General features: G+C 66.4%; 14 protein-coding genes. 9 read left to right on the plus strand and 5 right to left on the minus strand.

What is annotated here, in order from left to right; all coding sequences use genetic code 11:
• Positions 1 to 42: 42 nt before the first annotated feature.
• Both ACQR03_RS25555 and ACQR03_RS25560 read right to left on the minus strand, forming a co-directional pair.
• Positions 43 to 963 carry a Crp/Fnr family transcriptional regulator gene (locus ACQR03_RS25555; RefSeq protein WP_316201652.1) on the minus strand — a complete coding sequence of 307 codons (921 nt, stop codon included), beginning with the start codon at positions 961 to 963 and terminating at the stop codon, positions 43 to 45.
• A 632-nt stretch (positions 964 to 1,595) separates the two neighbouring features.
• Complete coding sequence (locus tag ACQR03_RS25560; RefSeq protein WP_316201650.1) at positions 1,596 to 1,952, minus strand: hypothetical protein; 357 nt, start codon at positions 1,950 to 1,952, stop codon at positions 1,596 to 1,598.
• 100 nt (positions 1,953 to 2,052) lie between these two features.
• Here ACQR03_RS25560 and ACQR03_RS25565 point away from each other — a divergent pair, with 100 nt between their 5' ends.
• Together ACQR03_RS25565 and ACQR03_RS25570 are read left to right on the plus strand one after the other, a co-directional pair.
• The gene (locus ACQR03_RS25565; protein ID WP_316205639.1) at positions 2,053 to 2,940 is read left to right on the plus strand and encodes a sensor histidine kinase; all 888 of its coding nucleotides are present in this window, start codon (positions 2,053 to 2,055) and stop codon (positions 2,938 to 2,940) included.
• A gap of 211 nt (positions 2,941 to 3,151) precedes the next feature.
• Entirely contained in the window at positions 3,152 to 3,424 is a 273-nt protein-coding gene (locus tag ACQR03_RS25570; protein WP_316201648.1) for a hypothetical protein, read from the plus strand.
• A 38-nt stretch (positions 3,425 to 3,462) separates the two neighbouring features.
• Here the strand turns inward: ACQR03_RS25570 and galE are convergent, their stop codons facing one another.
• Positions 3,463 to 4,458, minus strand: coding sequence for a UDP-glucose 4-epimerase GalE (gene galE, locus ACQR03_RS25575; RefSeq protein ID WP_316201646.1), 996 nt, complete (start codon positions 4,456 to 4,458; stop codon positions 3,463 to 3,465).
• 602 nt (positions 4,459 to 5,060) lie between these two features.
• Here galE and ACQR03_RS25580 point away from each other — a divergent pair.
• Positions 5,061 to 6,185 (plus strand): HlyD family secretion protein, encoded by a 1,125-nt coding sequence (locus ACQR03_RS25580; RefSeq protein WP_315810741.1) that lies wholly within the window; start codon positions 5,061 to 5,063, stop codon positions 6,183 to 6,185.
• Entirely contained in the window at positions 6,172 to 7,797 is a 1,626-nt protein-coding gene (locus tag ACQR03_RS25585) for an MFS transporter (protein WP_316193605.1), read from the plus strand. Before ACQR03_RS25580 ends, ACQR03_RS25585 begins: the two co-directional genes overlap by 14 nt.
• Before the next feature lie 259 nt (positions 7,798 to 8,056).
• On the opposite strand, the gene ACQR03_RS25590 is transcribed toward ACQR03_RS25585, so the two are convergent.
• Entirely contained in the window at positions 8,057 to 9,532 is a 1,476-nt protein-coding gene (locus ACQR03_RS25590) for a M81 family metallopeptidase (protein ID WP_316193603.1), read from the minus strand.
• Positions 9,533 to 9,650: 118 nt separating this feature from the next.
• Positions 9,651 to 10,268: a TetR/AcrR family transcriptional regulator gene (locus ACQR03_RS25595; RefSeq protein WP_315716607.1), complete on the minus strand. Its 618-nt coding sequence runs from the start codon at positions 10,266 to 10,268 to the stop codon at positions 9,651 to 9,653.
• A gap of 190 nt (positions 10,269 to 10,458) precedes the next feature.
• Here ACQR03_RS25595 and ACQR03_RS25600 point away from each other — a divergent pair, with 190 nt between their 5' ends.
• The 5 genes from ACQR03_RS25600 to ACQR03_RS25620 all read left to right on the plus strand — a co-directional run bounded on the left by ACQR03_RS25600 (position 10,459) and on the right by ACQR03_RS25620 (position 18,198).
• The gene (locus tag ACQR03_RS25600; RefSeq protein WP_315753346.1) at positions 10,459 to 11,697 is read left to right on the plus strand and encodes an efflux RND transporter periplasmic adaptor subunit; all 1,239 of its coding nucleotides are present in this window, start codon (positions 10,459 to 10,461) and stop codon (positions 11,695 to 11,697) included.
• 324 nt (positions 11,698 to 12,021) lie between these two features.
• Positions 12,022 to 15,204 (plus strand): efflux RND transporter permease subunit, encoded by a 3,183-nt coding sequence (locus tag ACQR03_RS25605; RefSeq protein WP_315825428.1) that lies wholly within the window; start codon positions 12,022 to 12,024, stop codon positions 15,202 to 15,204.
• 96 nt (positions 15,205 to 15,300) lie between these two features.
• The gene (locus tag ACQR03_RS25610; protein ID WP_434841662.1) at positions 15,301 to 15,678 is read left to right on the plus strand and encodes a hypothetical protein; all 378 of its coding nucleotides are present in this window, start codon (positions 15,301 to 15,303) and stop codon (positions 15,676 to 15,678) included.
• Between the two features lie 318 nt (positions 15,679 to 15,996).
• Positions 15,997 to 16,998, plus strand: coding sequence for an ABC transporter substrate-binding protein (locus tag ACQR03_RS25615; protein ID WP_316168077.1), 1,002 nt, complete (start codon positions 15,997 to 15,999; stop codon positions 16,996 to 16,998).
• A 105-nt stretch (positions 16,999 to 17,103) separates the two neighbouring features.
• Entirely contained in the window at positions 17,104 to 18,198 is a 1,095-nt protein-coding gene (locus ACQR03_RS25620) for an ABC transporter ATP-binding protein (protein WP_434841661.1), read from the plus strand.
• The last annotated feature ends 12 nt before the right edge of the window (positions 18,199 to 18,210 follow it).

Raw genomic sequence — 18,210 nt, forward strand, 5'->3', positions numbered from 1 at the left:
CGGCTCGATCCACGCCACCATCACATCATTGCCACCATCATATCACTGCAGCTGACTGCGCACCGCCGTCGTAGGCGGCTGGAGAAACGCATCGAACCGCTGCTTGACGATGGCGTAGCATTCGCACGAGGCTTTCTCGAGGCCGGGCCGGTTGAGCACCTGGATGGTGCCGCGACGATAGCTGATCAGGCCGGCCGCCTGCATGGATTGCGCGGCAAGCGTCACCGACTTGCGATTGGCCCCGAGAATCTGCGACAGGAACTCGTGCGTATACGGAAGCACCGCCCCTTCGGCCCGGTCGTGCATCATCAGCAGCCATCGGCAGATGCGCTCTTCCGTCGAATGCATCGCATTGCAGGCCACCGTCTGCTGAACCTGGGACAGCAGCGTCTCCGAGTAGCTGACGAGAAGATTGCGCACATGTTCGCTGGAATCGAACTCGTGCTGCAGCAGCTCGATCGGACACCGGACGGTATGCCCTTCGAGTTGAACGATGCAGCGGTTGAAGGAGGCCCGGCTGTACATGGCGGCGAAGAGGCCGAAGGCGCCCTCGCGACCGATATTGGCCGTCTCGATGGCGTCGCCGTTCTCCAGCACGGTCAACAGCGACAACACCGATCCTCTCGGGAAATAGGCATGCCGGAGATGGCCGCCCGCCTCGCAGACCACGGCGCCGAGCTTGAAATCAACCGGCTCGAGGTGCGGCTCGATCCGGCCGCGGCTGTCCGGCGCCAGGGCATCGAGCAGCTGATTGCTCCGCAGATCGCGATCGGTTTGCGCCTTGATCATTCCAAAACTGATAAGCCACGATGAGGGACGGAGGCCACGGCGCAGAGGCGGCTGTCCGCGCCGTCGCCCCCGTTTCTTGGGCGCTCTCGACCGGCAAGTCTGAGCAAAATTGCTCACGAGCTCCCGCACGCAAGGCTCCCCCGCCGCGCCGCAACAACGGCCCTGCTCGCTCATCACGCATCCGGCGATTTCACTGACTCGGATCGTCCGATTCCGCGCCGGGATTTCCGGCGGCCCGATCGGTCCAGAAGGCGGCCATCCGCAGGCAATGCGCCTGCAGGTCCGGATCGACGGCATCGCGCGCAAGTTGCGTGAAATCCGCCGCCAGACGCAGGCATTCACGGATGAAATTGAGGTCGTTGACGGATTCGGACAGGACACACCCCTTCGACGGGATCCATCTGTCACACGCCCCACGGCTCGCTGTCGGTGGGCCACACCACCGAGCGGCCCAAAAGAATGGCCGCCGAATGAGCGGATCTGGCCGGCGCGCCAACCCGGCCTGCCGCCCGGCTCAAGGCTGGCCGATCGCGCATATGGCGGTTTCCGTGAGGATGGTGCCGCCCACCCTCTGACGGGCTGCAAGAGCGCGCGTCGCGCCGCGGCGCCGGTGCCCGCTCTCCGTGGAAGGTCCTCTGGATGAGCGCGCGGGCACGGCAAGCGTCAGGTGCAACTGCCAAGCGCCCCCTCGACGCGAGCCGGGGCGCCTTTCGCCTCGATCCGGCTCGCGACGAATTGCGCTGCGGCAAACTGGACCATGTCCGCTTTTGCTCAGACTCCGGCCGGTGAACGGCAACACAATAGCCCTACAATATCAAATCGTAAGGAAGAGAGCCGCGGGGAATTTGTAGTCGGGGTGCGTTCTGTTTTGGAGAATCCGCGTGTTGGGACATCAGAGCCAAGATACCGCTTTTCCGATCCTTCTCGAGCGCGCGGGCGTCCGGAATGACATGCGCAGCTACAGGCTCATCCAACAATCTGCGCTCGCCGAATTCAGTCGTGCTGCATTGCAGACCCGCGACATCCACGTCGCTCTTCAGCGCGCCGCCGCGCTCGGTGCCAAGGGCCTCAATGCACCGTTCGCGATGGTGATGGAATTCGTGGCGGACGGAAAGAGACAGCTGGTCCGCGCGGGGTACGGATGGCCGAGCTCGGTCGAACAATCATCGTTCGTCGTGGACAGTACCTCGCCTGCCGGACGCGCCTTCCAGACGGGTCAAGCCATCATCACCGGTCGCGCCCCCCCCGGATGGTCGCTTCGAGATACCGGGGCTTCCAGTAGACCGCGGCATCAAGACGTCGATCAGCGTCCGGATCGAACGCGGCGGACGAGGCGGCGGCTATTTCGGCGTGCTCCAGGTCGACAGTCCGGCCCCCCGCCGCTTCGACGAGGCGGACGCTGCCTTCCTCACCGAATTCGCCGACATCGTCGGGATTGCAATCGAGCGCCTGCATGAGGAGACGCGGCTCCGGGACGCCTTGGACCATCAAGCCATGCTGACGCGCGAAATGGGTCACCGCGTCAAGAACAGCCTGTCTTCCGTCGTGGCCATGCTCCGGGTGCAGGCATTCGGGACGGATTCCGTTGAGGCCAAGCTTGCCCTCGGCGAGGCCGGATCGCGCGTAGCAGCCATTGCCCAGGTTCATGATCATCTCTCGCGGGCATCACAGATCGGCTTCATCGACGTCGACGTCTTCCTCATAGACTTCTGCAAGAGGCTGCAACGCGTCGCGGGAGCGCATATCCTGAACTGCGATGCCCATCCGATACGGCTGTCGGCCGATCACGCCGTGCCTCTCGGTCTCCTGCTCAATGAGTTGGTCAGCAACGCCGTGAAACATGCCTATCCTGGCCAGGACGGACCGATCGACATCTCCGCCCGCGACATCGACGGTTGCCTGCAGCTCAGCGTGTCCGATCAGGGCGTCGGTCTGCCCGATGGTTTCGACATCGATCAACCGCGCACAAGCCTGGGGTTCCGGATGATCAAGGGGATGGTCCAGCAGCTTCGCGGCCGTCTCACCCTCAGCGCCAACCAGCCGACTGGCACGCGTGTCCTGTTCGAACTGCCGATCCTCCCCCGCAATGAAGCGGTTGTCCCGGCAGCCCTCGTCACCACAGAGCGCCCGGTGCTGGAGAAGGCCCGGTGATCCCTTGCGCGATCATCCCAACGGCCACCGCGGCCGATGCGATCCGCTGCTGACAAGGCTGGCCGCTTGCTCGAACGGCGCCTCTTGTCAGAGCACCTCGTCCACGCTTCGCTGATGGCGACCAGCGCGCGACGCGCTCCATGGTGAGACCACCTGCGCCGGCGCGGCGGCATTTACCGGGCGGAAACCGTTGCTGTCGTTGAATGCGAGCATGGCACAGTTGCGCATGGAAGTTCGCGATTCGGCCGGCACCATCCTGCCGGGCTATGGCGACGCATTCTTCGACCTCAGGCTCCCCGGCGATCACCGCCGCGTGGCGCAGACCCTGCTCCGGATCATTCGCGGCGACGACTTCCGCTCACCGGTCCACAGCGTCCACTTCTTCCGGGGCGCTTCCGAGATCGGCTGCTGGTCGGTCGACGACGAGCGCGCGGAGATGAGCTTCGCGGACGAGTTCGCCCACACGCCGCCGGCCGCGGCGTAACAGCTTCCCCGACGAGCCCCCGGCACGCGGCATCGGCCTCATGCGATCCGGGGGTGCGCGGTCTGGTGCCAGGTCCAGGCCGAGCGGATGATCGTGCCGAGATCGGACCGATGCGCCGCGAAGCCGAGCTCCTGCTGGGCAAGATGGGGATCTGCGACCAGGACCGGAGGATCGCCGGCGCGGCGCGCGCGCACCACCAGCGGGACCCGTTCGCCGGTCTCCCTGCCGATTGCATCGACGATCTCGCGCACCGAATGGCCGCGGCCGGTCCCGAGATTGTAGGTGCCACCCGAACCGGTCTGCAGCAGACGCTCCATCGCCGCGATGTGGGCTGCCGCGAGATCGTCGACGTGAACGTAATCGCGCACGGCGGTCCCGTCGGGTGTGTCATAGTCGGTGCCGAAGATCGCAAAGTCCGGCACGTGGCCGAGGATCGCCATCAGCGCGCGCGGGATCAGGTGCGTCTCAGGATCGCGCAACTCACCGATCAGGCCTGACGCGTCGGCGCCGCCGGCGTTGAAGTAGCGCAGCACGATGGCCGACAGGCCGTAGGCTGCCTGATAGTCCGCCAGGATCTGCTCGATCATGTATTTCGAGCGGCCGTATGGATTCAGGGCCGATCCCGCGGCGCTCTCGGGAATCGTATCCCGCCCGGCGTCGCCATAGACCGCGCCGGTCGAGGAGAACACCAGCCGCGCGCAGCCGGCCTCGCGCATGCCCTGCAGCAGGCCCAAGGTGCCGACGACGTTGTTCAGATAATATTTGTGCGGATCGGCGACGGATTCGCCGATCGTGCTCGGCCCGGCCAAGTGCATCACCGCGTCGACCGCGTGGGCGCGGATGGTGTCAGCCACCCTGGCGCTGTCGGCAATGTCGCCGACCACCAGCGGTCCCCATCGCACGAAGCGGCGATGGCCGGTGGACAGATTGTCGTAGCAGATCGGCACGTAGCCGGCCCCGGCGACAGCCTTGCAGCAATGAGCCCCGATGTAGCCGGCGCCGCCGGCAACCAGGATCGCTCCCTTGTGACCCATGCATGAAAGCCTTCTGATCAGCAAACGGCTGGACCCAAGTCGCGGATGAGAAATGTGACCCAGCGAGGCGACCGCTGCAACCGGGCAGCGCGCGCCGGCCGGCGTCACCGACAACCGCTGGGCGGCAGGCCGCTCCGTGCTCTTAACGCGCTCGCACCCAGCCGGTCGTCCAAATTGCGGTCAAGTGACGCCGAATAGCTGATGTCACGCGATGACGGCACGACATCTAGCCGTGAACAGACCTCGTACCGGGCTGCGCCGCTGATTCGGACGCGGTTCGTTCAAGTCACGTTCTGAACGTTAACGTGAGCGCGCGCGACGTCGCATTCTGGGACATCAGGCGCGGGCTGGTCGCGGCAGCGAATCCGGCGCCGATGTCGTTGGCGCGATCCCGGCGCGGCGATCGCGGGCTGTGCCTGTGCTCAACCTGCTGGCCTGTTAGCTGGTTCATCACGGTCCGATCGCCCGCGGGTTCCGTTCGGCGCGCAGATGTCCATGCCCCGCGACGCATGGCTCACGACCCAGAGTCCAGGTGGCACGCGGCGCAGAATGGGATACGAGTCGTCGGACTGATCAGCGTCGGCCGATGCAGGAGGCGTCCCTTGAGTGAAACACCGAGCAACGTCGACGCGGCGGCGCGCGCTGCATCGACGCCGCCCGCCGCGGCGCCCGGGCTCTGGGCGCGTCTCGGCATTCCACTGCTTGCGGTGATCGCAGCGCTCGCCTTCGTGGCGCTCGCGACCACGCGCTGGAACGCCTGGACCGGCAACGCAACGACCCAATCGACCAACGATGCCTATGTGCGCGCCGACCTGACGCAGCTCTCGAGCCGCGTGGCCGGCGAGGTGACGAAGGTTGCGGTCAGCGATTTCCAGCAGGTCAAGGCCGGCGACCTGCTGGTCCAGATCGATCCGGCCGACTACGAGGCACAGGTGTCGCAGGCCGAGGCCAATGTCGAAGCGGCGCAGGCGGCGCTCGACAACCTCAGCAACCAGGTCGAGCTGCAATACGCGACCATCGCCCAGGCCGAAGCGCAGCAGGTCTCGGCCGGCGCGGCCGAGGTGCAGGCCAGGCAGGAGGAAGAGCGCCAGCAGTCGCTGTCACAGAGCGAGGCAGGTACCAAGCAGCGGCTGGAACAGGCCACCGCCGCCTATGCCAAGGCACAGGCGGACGTGCGCGCGAGCCGCGCGGTGATCGCCGCGCAGCGTCATCAGCTCGAGGTGCTCACCGGCACCAAGAAGCAGCGCGGCGCCGATCTCGCCGGCGCCAAGGCCGCGCTCGCCGCCGCGCGGCTCAAGCTCGGCTACACCAGGATCACCGCGCCATTCGACGGCGTCGTCGGACAGCGCCAGGTGCAGGTCGGCGACTACGTCAATATCGGCAGCAGCCTGATCGCGGTGGTGCCGCTGCCGCATGTCTTCGTCATCGCCAACTACAAGGAAACGCAGCTCACCCATGTCGCCCCCGGCCAGCCGGTCGAGATCACCGTGGATTCGTTCCCGGGCCAGAGGCTGCATGGCCGCGTCGAGCGGATCGCGCCGGCCTCCGGCTCGCAATTCGCGCTGCTGCCGCCCGACAATGCCACCGGCAACTTCACCAAGGTCGTGCAGCGCATTCCGGTCCGCATCGCCCTCGACGGCGACCAGCCGCTGCTCGCGCGGCTGCTGCCGGGCATGTCGGTCGTGACCCACATCCGCACCACCGGCCAGGCCGATGGCGCCAAGTGAGACCGATCGCGGACCGCTGTCGCGCGGCGGCCAGGCGGCGCATCCGCTGTTTGCCGTCGGCGCCGTCCTGCTCGGCTCGTTCCTGGCGAATTTCGACAGCCGGCTGACCTCGGTCGGCCTGCCCGATCTGCGCGGCGCGTTCTCGCTCGGTTTTGACGAGGGCGCCTGGCTGTCCACCGCGGCGATCGGCTCGCAGATCGTCATCGCGCCGGCCGTGGCGTGGCTCGCGACCGTGTTCGGTCTGCGCCGTGTGCTGGGTATTCCCAGCCTGATCTATGCGGTGCTGTCCCTGATCATTCCGTTCGTGCGCGACTATCCGACCTTGATCGCGCTCGCGATCCTGCACGGCATGCTGCTCGGCACCTTCGTGCCGGCCACGCTCATGATCATCTTCCGCAACCTGCCGATCCGCTGGTGGCTGCCGGCGATCTCGATCTATGCGATCCGGGTCGGCTTCGCGCTGGATACCTCGACCTCGCTGGTCGGCTTCTATGTCGAGCATCTCGGCTGGCAGTGGCTGTACTGGCAGGGCGTCGTGCTGGCGCCGCTGATGGCGCTGATGGTCTATCTCGGCACCCCGGCCGAGCCCGTCAACCGCGCGCTGCTCGAGAACGCCGACTGGGGCGGGATGCTGCTGCTCGGCAGCGCCGTGGCGATGATCTATGCCGGTCTCGACCAGGGCAACCGACTCGACTGGCTGCAATCGGGCACGGTGATGGCGCTGCTGTGCGGCGGCGCCGCGCTGTTCGTCCTGTTCCTCGTCAACGAGGCGCTCGCCCCGCAGCCATGGGCGCATTTCAACGTGCTGTTCTCGCGCAACATCGGGCTGTCGCTGGTCGTGATCCTGCTCTACACGCTGACCAGCCTCTCGAATGCGTCGCTGGTGCCGAACTTCCTCGTCACCATCACGCAGTTGCGGCCGGAGCAGAGCGGCTCGCTGCTGTTGTTCTACGGCGCGCTGCCGATGGTCGTGCTGGTGCCGCTGTCGATCGTCCTGCTTCGCCATCTCGATCCCCGCATCGTCGTCGTGCTCGGTCTCAGTGCCTTCGCGGCGGCCAATCTGCTCGGCACTCAGATCACCCATGCCTGGGCGCGCGAGGATTTCATCGTCATCGTCGTGCTGCAGTCGATCGGACAGGCCCTGACCTTGCTTCCGATCATCATCGTCGCGCTGTCGAATTCCGATCCGGCGCGGGCGACGTCCTTTGCGGCCTATATCCAGGTGATGCGGCTCGGCGGCGCCGAAATCGGCGTCGCCCTGATGGGAACGTGGCTGCGGGTGCGCGAGCAGGTGCATTCGGCCTATCTCGGCCTCAACATCCAGAGCGGCGATCTCGACGTCGCGCGCGCGCTGCAACGACTGACCGGCTATTTCGCCGCGCATGGCGGCGGCCAGGCCAAGGCCCGCGCCGTCGGGACCTTGGCCGCGCAGGTGCAGCGCGAGGCCAACGTGCTCGCTTATCTCGATGCGTTCTGGCTGTGCTTCTGGCTCGCGATCGCCGCGCTCCTGCTGGTCGCCCTGATCACGCGCGCGCCTTCGGGCCCGTTCTCGCCAGCACCGATCGGTCTGAGGGCGGCGTGGATGCGACGGTTCGGAACGTCGACGACGTGAGCGGGCCCGCCCGCAGCATGCGGGGTCGTCGCCTTCTCTCCAACAACGCCGGCGCGCCTCTGCGTCTTTAACCTTCTGACGAAAGCCGAGCCGCACGATCAGAATCGCCAGCGCTGCATGTTGCGCGCCATCTCCGAGAGCTACGACATCTAGCCGTGAACAGATCTCAAACCGTGATTCGCAAGCGATTCGGACGCGGTTCGTTCCAGCCGCGTTCCGAACGTTAACGGCGGTGCGATGATCGTCGCATTCTGGGACATCATGCTCGCGATGATTGCGGCAACTCGTCGAGCGGCCATTTCGGACGCTTGATCTTCTTGTAGGGCAACGTCGTGACGTCGCGCGCGACCACGCCGGGCGCATCGACCATGATGATGTCGGCCGCGATCGGCGCAAATGCCGCGCGGAAATGCTGGGCGGATTTCACCACGACGAGCTTGCGCGCGGCAGGATCGCAGCCGAGCTGCGTGAAGAAGTCGGTGCCGAACGCCTGGCAGCGGAACGTGGTGATCACGACCTCGACGCCATTGCTCCCGATCAACGCGCAATCGCCGAGCTTGGCGGGCGTGCCGGCAAGGCCCGTCATCACCATATTCTCCTTCAGCGCCTTGATCTCCCAGGTCGCATCGACGGGATCACCCGACAGCGGCCCGATCTTGCCGCCGATCCGCAGCGGCAGCTTGGCGCCGACGCCGGCATCGAAGGCGATGCGCACCGCGATCGGATCCCAGAGCGGACCGAGGCAGGCATTGCCGATGTTGCGGTCGAGCAGCCGGCGCAGGATGAACGTGGAATCGCCGGGCGCACCGCCGCCGGGATTGTCGCTGGCATCGCCGAGCACGATGGTGCCGTCCTTCGCCAAGGCCTGGTCGAGCGCAGCATCGACGCCGGGCATGCGTTCGGTCACCGCCTCGCGCATGCCGATCAGCTCGTCCGCGAGCTTGCGCGCCAGCGCCTGCGCCTTGGCGCCATCGGGATCGACGGCGGCATCGCTATAGACCAGCACCTTGGTGCCCATGGACGGCGTGTCGCCCCAGCCGAAGCCGTGAACGATCGAGGCCGAGACGATGCCGTCCTTGCCTTCCAGCGCGGTGACGCGGTCGACGAAGCTGCGCACCGGCTCGCGCGTGGTGTGCAGGGTCACGATCATGTCGGTGTCGACCAGGGCCTTCTGCAGCTTCAGCCGCTTCTCGGCGAGCTCGGTGCAATGTTTCACCAGATCCTGGGCCCGCTCGAGAATGTCGGTGTGCGGATATTCCTTCCAGCAGATCAGAAGATCGGCGCTTCTGACCATCAGCTCGCTCATGTGAACGTGGGGGTCGAGCGTCGCACCGATGACCACATCGGGTCCGACGATGTCGCGGATGCGCGCGAGCAGCTCGCCCTCGCAATCATCATAGCCGTCGGCGATCATCGCGCCGTGCAGGCCGATCAACGCCATGTCGACCGGCAGCGCGGCTTCGAGGTCGGCGAGGATCTGGTCGCGCAGGGTTTCGAACGCGGCGCGGGTGACGAGCCCGTTCGGCACCGCTGCGGCGACCAGCCCCTCGATCAAGGTCCAACCTTTCGATGGCCCGACCTGCCGCGCCGCCCATAGTGGCCCGCCATGCATCTGCATCTTGTCCGGATGCGTTCCGGCCGGGAAGTAGGCGCGCTCGTGGAAGGTCGCGAGCCCCGTCGGCATCGGCGCAAAAGTGTTGGTCTCGGTGGCAAGGGCGGCGGAGAAGACACGCATGGAGGAATTGCTCTTGGTTCGCGCGATGACAATGAGGCGGCCGCAGGGGATCGCATCGCGCCCACGAGCACAAGACTTTGCGACGGCAGAGCACCCGTCGCTCAGCGCATGATGTCGATCAGTTCGCCGCCGCCGGCGCCCTCACCGACTGATCCTCGATCGCCTTGATCGCGACGACGGCGACCTGGGATAATGCCTCGCGGTCGGCGCCTGACGACGCCATCACGCTCATGCCGGTGATCACGGCGGAAACATAGCGCGCGAGCGCAGCGGGGTCGGCGGCTTCAGCCAGATCGCCTTCGCGCTTGGCGCGCTCGAAACGGTGCCGGAGCTGCTCCTCGGTCTGCGCGCGGCGGGCCGCGAGCTCGAACGGCACGTTGGAAGAGCCGGAGCCGCAGGCGAGACCGCCCTGCACCAGCAGGCAGCCGGGCGGATTGGAAGGATCGGTCTGTTTCTCGGCGACGCCCATCAGCATCCGCGCGGTGACCTCGTGGGCGGTCGGCGCGCTCAGCACCTCGTCCATCCAGGCCTCCCGTCGCGCCGTGTAGCGGTCGAGCGCGGCCCTGAGCAGGGCCTCCTTGCTGCCGAACGCGGCATAGAGGCTGGGCGGGTTGATGCCCATGGCGTCGGTGAGCTGGGCGATGGTGGCGCCCTCATAGCCATGGCGCCAAAACACCTCCATCGCCTGGTCCAACGCGGTGTCGCGATCGAAAGTCCGGGGCCGTCCGATGCCCATCTGCAAAACTCCTGTTCCGTCTCCGCCCCGTCTGATTCTTATCTAGTTGTTCTTGAACGCGATTTCTTTGATCTGGCGCAGTCCGCCGAAAGTCGGGCTACTATTTTCGTAGTATCCGTTACATAAGTCTCTTGCGAACGGGTTGCCAGCGCCACATTTGTAGCGAGCACTACAAATCTGGAGCGCGCCAATGCCTTCGTCCGAAATTCGTTCTTCCGGCCGCCTGAAGCGGTGGCTGAGCACCGTCGCCGCCGCCGGCTTGGTGATTGCCGCCGGCTCCTACGCCGGCTCCCAATATTTCCACTTCAGTTCCGCGCCGAATGCGGCCCGCGCTGCGGCCCCCGAACAGGCCGTCCCCGTTACGGTTGCCGTCGTCGAGCCGCGCCAGGCGAGCCTGTGGGACGAGTTCTCCGGCCGGCTTGAAGCCGTCGAGCGGGTCGAGATCCGGCCGCGGGTGGCCGGTGCCATTCTCGGCACCAATTTCACCGAGGGCTCGCTGGTCAAGGCTGGCGACGTCCTGTTCAAGATCGACCCGGCGCCCTACGCCGCCGAGGTCGACCGGGCGCAGGCGCAACTGGAAGCGGCGCGCGCCCGCGCCGCCTTCGCCGCCAACGAACTGGAGCGCGGCGCGCAGCTGGTTGGCAATTCCATCGTGACCAAGCGCGATTACGACCAGCGCGACAACGGCAATCGCGAAGCCATCGCCAACGTCAAGGCCGCCGAAGCGACCTTGCAGACAGCCAAGCTCAATCTCGACTACACGCAGGTGCGCGCGCCGGTCGACGGCCGGGTCGGCCGGATCGAGGTCACGGTCGGCAACCTCGTCGCCGCCGGGTCGGCCTCGCCGGTGCTGACCTCGCTGGTGTCCGTCAACCCGATCTATGCGAGCTTCGACGCCACCGAAGAGCTGGTGTTGCGCGCATTGTCGGCGATTGCCGACGGCTCGGGCAAACGCGGCAATCTCGACCGCATCCCGGTCGAGATGACGACCTCGGGCGGCATCACGGCATCCGGCCATATCCAGTTGATCGACAATCAGGTCAACGGGCAGAGCGGCACGATCCGCGTCCGCGCCGTGTTCAAGAACGAGGACGGCCGGCTGATCCCCGGCCAGTTCGCGCGCGTGCGCATGGGCCAGCCGCAGCAGCAATCGCTGGTGCTGCTCGACGAGCGCGCCATCGGCACCGACCAGGACAAGAAATTCGTGATGGTGGTCGGCGACGACGAGCGCGCTGTCTATCGCCCGGTCAGCCTCGGCGGCAGCGTCGATGGCCTGCGCATCATCTCCGCCGGCCTCAAGCCCGGCGAGCGCGTGGTCGTCAACGGCCTCCAGCGGGTGCGGCCAGGTGCGTTGTTGAAGACGCAGGTGGCCGCGATGGGCGCACGCGATGGGGCGGCCACTGACAACAAGCGACTGGCGCAGCGCTGATCATGATCGACAATGGCGGTCACCACACACGCGATGCCCACCCTCCCCTGGAGGGGGAGGGTCGACGCGCGCACAGCGCGCGGCGGGGTGGGGTGACGGTCTCAGTTGGTGAAAACCTGCTCGCACCTCCTCAGCCATCCGTGCGTCGCGGGTTCGTCTCAGTCGAGCACCGCACGCGCGGAGGGGCCGCCACCCCACCCCGTCTCGCATGTCGCTACGCTCATGCGAGCCGACCCTCCCCCTCCAGGGGAGGGTGGGCACCGCGCCAGCCCTTAGACCAAGTCAGATAACGACGACCGACCTCTCCCGACCACGGGGCCTCCCATGAACCTCTCCAAATTCTTCATCGATCGGCCGATCTTCGCAGGCGTGCTGTCGACGCTGATCTTCCTCGGCGGCTTGATCGCGCTGTTCTCCATGCCGATCTCCGAATACCCCGACGTCGTGCCGCCCTCCGTGGTGGTGCGTGCGACCTATCCCGGCGCCAATCCGAAGGTGATCGCCGAGACGGTGGCGACGCCGATCGAGGAGCAGATCAACGGCGTCGAGAACATGCTCTATATGAGCAGCCAGGCGACCACCGACGGCGCGATGACGCTCACGGTCACCTTCAAGCTCGGCACCGATCCGGACAAGGCCACGCAGCTGGTGCAGAACCGGGTGCAGCAGGCCGAGCCGCGGCTGCCCGCCGTGGTGCGCCAGCTCGGGGTGATCACCAAGAAGAGCTCGCCCGACCTCACCATGGTCGTGCATCTGATCTCGCCCAACGGCCGCTATGACACCACCTATTTGCGCAACTACGCGGTGCTCAACGTCAAGGACCGGCTGGCGCGCATCGACGGCGTCGGCGACGTCCAGCTGTTCGGCGCCGGCGACTATTCGATGCGGGTCTGGGTCGATCCGCAGAAGGCGGCCGAGCACGGTCTCTCCGCTAGCGACATCGTCAAGGCGATCCAGGCGCAGAACGTCGAGGCCGCTGCCGGCGTGGTCGGCGCCTCGCCGAGCGTGAAGGGGCTGGACCTGCAGCTCTCGGTCAATGCCGAGGGCCGGCTGTCGAACGAGGACCAGTTCGCCGACATCGTGGTGAAGACCGGCGCTCACGGCGAGATCACGCGGCTGCGCGACGTCGCCCGCATCGAGCTCGGCGCCTCCGAATACGGCCTGCGCTCGCTGCTCGACAACAAGCAGGCGGTGGCGATTCCGATCTTCCAGGCGCCGGGCTCCAACGCGCTGCAGATCTCCGACAACGTCCGCGCCACCATGGCGGAGATCGCGAAGACGATGCCGGAGGGCGTCGAGTATCACATCGTCTACGACCCGACCCAGTTCGTGCGCTCCTCGATCGAGGCCGTCGTGCACACGCTGTTCGAGGCGATCGTGCTGGTCGTGATCGTGGTGATCCTGTTCCTGCAGACCTGGCGCGCCTCGATCATCCCGCTGCTGGCGGTGCCCGTCTCCATCGTCGGCACCTTCGCCGTGATGCATCTGTTCGGCTTCTCGATCAACGCGCTCAGCCTGTTCGGCCTGGTGCTCGCGATCGGCATCGTCGTCGACGACGCCATCGTCGTGGTCGAGAATGTCGAGCGCAACATCGAGAGCGGGCTGTCGCCGCGTGACGCCACCTACCAAGCGATGCGCGAGGTGTCGGGGCCGATCATCGCGATCGCGCTGGTGCTGGTCGCCGTGTTCGTGCCGCTCGCCTTCATCTCCGGCCTCACGGGCCAGTTCTACAAGCAGTTCGCGCTGACGATCGCGATCTCCACCGTGATCTCGGCGGTGAACTCGCTGACCTTGTCGCCGGCCCTGTCGGCGCTGCTGCTCAAGGGCCACCACGAGCCGAAGGATCGCCTCACCCGCATCCTCGACCAGAGTCTCGGCTGGTTCTTCCGCGGCTTCAACCGCGCCTTCGTCCGCGCCTCCAACAATTACAGCGGCAGCGTGTCCAAGGTGATCACCGGCAAGGCCGCGGTGATGATCCTCTATGTCCTGCTGGTCGGCGCCACCGCCGTGCTGTTCAAGCAGGTGCCGGGCGGCTTCGTGCCGGGCCAGGACAAGCAGTATCTGGTCGGCTTCGCGCGGCTGCCGGACGGCGCCACGCTCGACCGCTCCGAGGAGGTGATCCGCAAGATGAGCGACATCGCGCTGACGCAGCCCGGGATCGAGAGCTCGGTCGCCTTCCCCGGCCTGTCGATCTCCGGCTTCACCAACTCCTCCAATGCCGGCATCGTGTTCTCGACCTTGAAGCCGTTCGACGAGCGTAAGGATCCATCGCTGTCCGGCGGCGCGCTGGCGATGGAGCTCAACAAGAAATATGCGGGCATCCAGGACGCCTTCATCGCGATGTTCCCGCCGCCACCGGTCAACGGCTTGGGCACCATCGGCGGCTTCAAGCTGCAGATCGAGGACCGCGCCGGCCTCGGCTACGAGGCTCTGAACGACGTCACCAAGGCGTTCATGGCCGGCCTGCAGAAGTCGCCGGAGATCGCCGGCGTGTTCTCGAGCTTCCAGGTCAACGTCCCGCAACTGTTCGCCGACATCGACCGCACCAAGGCGTTGCAGCTCGGCGTCCCCGTGACGGAGGTGTTCAACACCCTGCAGATCTACCTCGGCTCCTACTACGTGAACGACTTCAACAAGTTCGGCCGCACCTATTCGGTGCGCGTGCAGGCCGACGCGCCGTTCCGCGCCCGTGCCGACGATATCCGCCAGCTCAAGGTGCGCTCCGCCTCCGGCGACATGGTGCCGCTGTCGGCGCTGCTCAACGTGCGACAGAGCGCAGGTCCCGAACGCGCCATCCGCTACAACGGCTTCCTGTCGTCGGATATCAACGCGGCAGCGGCGCCCGGCTTCTCCTCCGGCCAGGCGCAGGCGGCCGCCGAGCGGGTCGCGGCCGAGGTGCTGCCGCCCGGCTTCGCCTTCGAATGGACCGACCTGACCTACCAGGAGTTCATCGCCGGCAACTCCGGCCTGTGGGTGTTTCCGCTCGCGATCCTGCTGGTGTTCCTGGTGCTGGCCGCGCTGTATGAGAGCCTGACCCTGCCGCTGGCGATCCTGATGATCGTGCCGATGGCCCTGCTGGCGGCGATGTTCGGTGTCTACCTCTCGAAGGGCGACAACAACATCTTCACCCAGATCGGCCTGATCGTGCTCGTCGGCCTCTCCGCCAAGAACGCGATCCTGATCGTCGAATTCGCGCGCGAGCTCGAATTCGCCGGGCGGACGCCGTTGCGCGCCGCGATCGAGGCCAGCCGCCTGCGGCTGCGGCCGATCCTGATGACGTCGATGGCGTTCATCATGGGCGTGCTGCCGCTGGTGCTCTCGACCGGCGCCGGCTCGGAGATGCGGCGCGCGATGGGCGTCGCGGTGTTCTCCGGCATGATCGGCGTCACCGTGTTCGGCCTGTTCCTGACGCCCGTGTTCTACGTGCTGCTGCGGACGCTGACCGGCATGAAGCCCCTCACCCAGCATGGCGGCCACGGCACCGTGGCGGCTCAACCCGCGGAGTAAACAAGAATGTGAACGCGCGTGATGTCGAGCGCCCGGAAACGCGATCGTCTCTTGATTCGTAGAGACAAATGGCAGTCGGCGTCCCGATCACGCTCCATGGATGATCCGATTCACGATCAATTCTGCAGGACTGTGAAACGGATCACAGACCAGCGCAGCGAGATGGAGGACGCCAACTCCAGCACGTTGCGCCGACCCGGCGGCCTGTCCCGCACCAGGCCGCCGGGTCATTTGACCACACGGAGTTGCAACATGGATTTTTTGAATCATCTTGTCGCCGCCAGGCTGATGAAGACGGCAGAGGGTTTTGAACGCATCGGCGCCCACGGTGCATCGCGGCGGCTGCCGGCTCCGACCCGTGCGCGGGCGACGAGCACACCGGCGCTCGGTCTCGTCGTCGACAATTCGGCGGGGAGCGAACCGGTGCCGGCGCTTGCCTGCCCGGACGATCAAGGCTGCAGCGCCGGATTGTAGGACCGCAACGCTCCAAACACGTCCCCGGGGGCGTGACCCCCGCCGGACCAGACCATGCGCCGGCAGCGGACGATCTCAACACGCCCTGCCGCAACGCGGCCGGCGCGGCACCTAGCGCCAAAATGGCATCATCTCACGATCAAAACTCGCGCTTGCCACGGCTGGGAACAGCCGATAGCTTTTTTGAACCTTTCAAAGCGCGACGGATCATCGAGCATGTTTTCACGGCGGACCAGCCCCACGGGTGTGAAGGTGTCGAACGGGACGCCACGCGCGGCCCTCACCGTCTCGAAGACGGTGCTGGTGGCGGCGGCAGCCATGCTGAGCGTCGCCGCGGCGGCGCAGGCGCGCGATCTCACGGTGGTGTCGTGGGGTGGCAACTATCAGGACGCGCAGCGCAAGATCTACTTCCAGCCGTTCGCCGCCAAGCTCGGCGCCACCGTGCTCGACGAGAGCTGGGACGGCGGCTATGGCGTGCTGCAGGCCAAGGTGAAGGCCGGGGTGCCGAACTGGGATGCGGTGCAGGTCGAGGCCGAGGAGCTCGAGCTCGGCTGCAGCGACGGCATCTATGAGAAGATCGACTGGAGCAAGATCGGCGACAAGAAAGGCTTCATCCCGGCCGGCGTGAGCGATTGCGGCGTCGGCGCCATCGTGTGGTCGACGGGCATGTCCTATGACGGCGACAAGATCAAGGATGGGCCAAAGACCTGGGCGGACTTCTGGGACACGGCGAAGTTTCCGGGCAAGCGCGGCCTGCGCAAGGGCGCCAAATACACGCTCGAATTCGCGCTGATGGCCGACGGCGTGCCAGCCAGCGACGTCTACAAGGTGCTGAAGACCAAGGAGGGCGTCGAGCGCGCCTTCAAGAAGCTCGACGCGCTCAAGGCCGACATCGTGTGGTGGGAGGCCGGCGCGCAGCCGCTGCAGCTCCTGTCATCCGGCCAGGTCGCGATGACCTCGGTCTATAACGGCCGCATCAGCGCCATCAACCGCACCGAGGGCAAGCATTTCGGCTTCGTGTTTCCGGGCAGCATCTACGCTGTCGACAGCTGGGTGGTGCTGAAGGGCTCGCCAAACAAGGACGCCGCGATGAACTTCATCGCGTTTGCGAGCCAGGCCGAGAACCAGGCCAAGCTGCCGGAATACATCGCCTATGGCCTGCCGAACATCGCCGCCGCCAAGCTGGTGCCGGAAAAATTCGCCGCCGAGCTGCCGACCACGCCGGACAATCTGAAGCAGGCGATCGCGCTCGACGTCGGCTTCTGGACCGACAATTCGGAAGAGCTGTCGAAGCGCTTCAACGCCTGGCTCGCGCGCTGAGGCTCGCCGCTTCAGCAAACCGGGCGCGCGATGATCGTCGTCGCGACGCGCGCCTGCCCTCCTCGTGCATGAGTCCCGGCGAGGTCCGCGCCGAAAGCCTCCGTCATGGATACCCCCTTCATCTCGTTCCGGCATGTGGTCAAGCGCTTCGCTGCGCTGACCGTGGTCGACGATCTCGATCTCGATATCGCGCGCGGTGAGTTCGTCGCCCTGCTCGGGCCCTCCGGCTCCGGCAAGACCACGCTCCTGATGATGCTCGCAGGCTTCGAGCAGCCGACCAGCGGCACGATCGAGGTCGGCGGCGCCAGGGTCGACGGGCTGCCGCCGCACAAGCGCAACATGGGCGTGGTGTTCCAGAACTACGCGCTGTTCCCGCATATGAGCGTGCGCGACAACATCGCCTTTCCGCTCAAGATGCGCGGCACGTCCAAGCCCGAGATCGCGCAGCGCGTCGCCCGCGTGCTCGACATGGTCAAGCTGTCGGCCATGGCCGAGCGCAAACCGGCGCAGCTCTCCGGCGGCCAGCAGCAGCGCGTCGCACTCGCCCGCGCCCTGGTGTTCGAGCCGCAGGTGGTGCTGATGGACGAGCCGCTCGGTGCGCTCGACAAGAAGCTGCGCGAGCAGATGCAACTCGATATCCGCGACCTGCACCGCCGGCTCGGCCTCACCATCGTCTTCGTCACCCACGACCAGGACGAGGCGCTGACGATGTCCGACCGCATCGCCGTGTTCAACCACGGCAGGATCGAGCAGATCGGCACGCCGCGCGAGATCTACGAGCTGCCGCGCACGTCATTCGTCGCCGAGTTCATCGGCGAGACCAACCTGCTGGCGTGCAAGCTCGACGAGCACGCGGGCGAGGTGATGCGGCTGACGACGGACTCGGGCCTCACGCTGTCGGCGCATGCCGGCGCCGCCCGCATCGATGGCGGCAAGGTGCAGGTTTCGATCCGTCCCGAGGCCATCCGGATCAACGATCATGCAGCGGCGACCGCGAACCGCCTGACCGCGCGCATCCTCGATGCGGTTTATTTCGGCGATCACGTGCGTCTGGTCGCCACGGCCGGCGCGCAGCGGCTGATCATCAAGGGCGATCGTGCTGGTCAGGCCGCGGAGGTCGGCAGCGAGGTCGCGCTGTCGTTCACGGCGTCGGATGTCTGGGTGGTGGGATCATGCGACCAGACTTCCGCCAACGGTTGACGGCATTTCTGC

It is taken from the genome of Bradyrhizobium sp. HKCCYLS3070 (assembly GCF_051167575.1).
GTDB lineage: Bacteria > Pseudomonadota > Alphaproteobacteria > Rhizobiales > Xanthobacteraceae > Bradyrhizobium.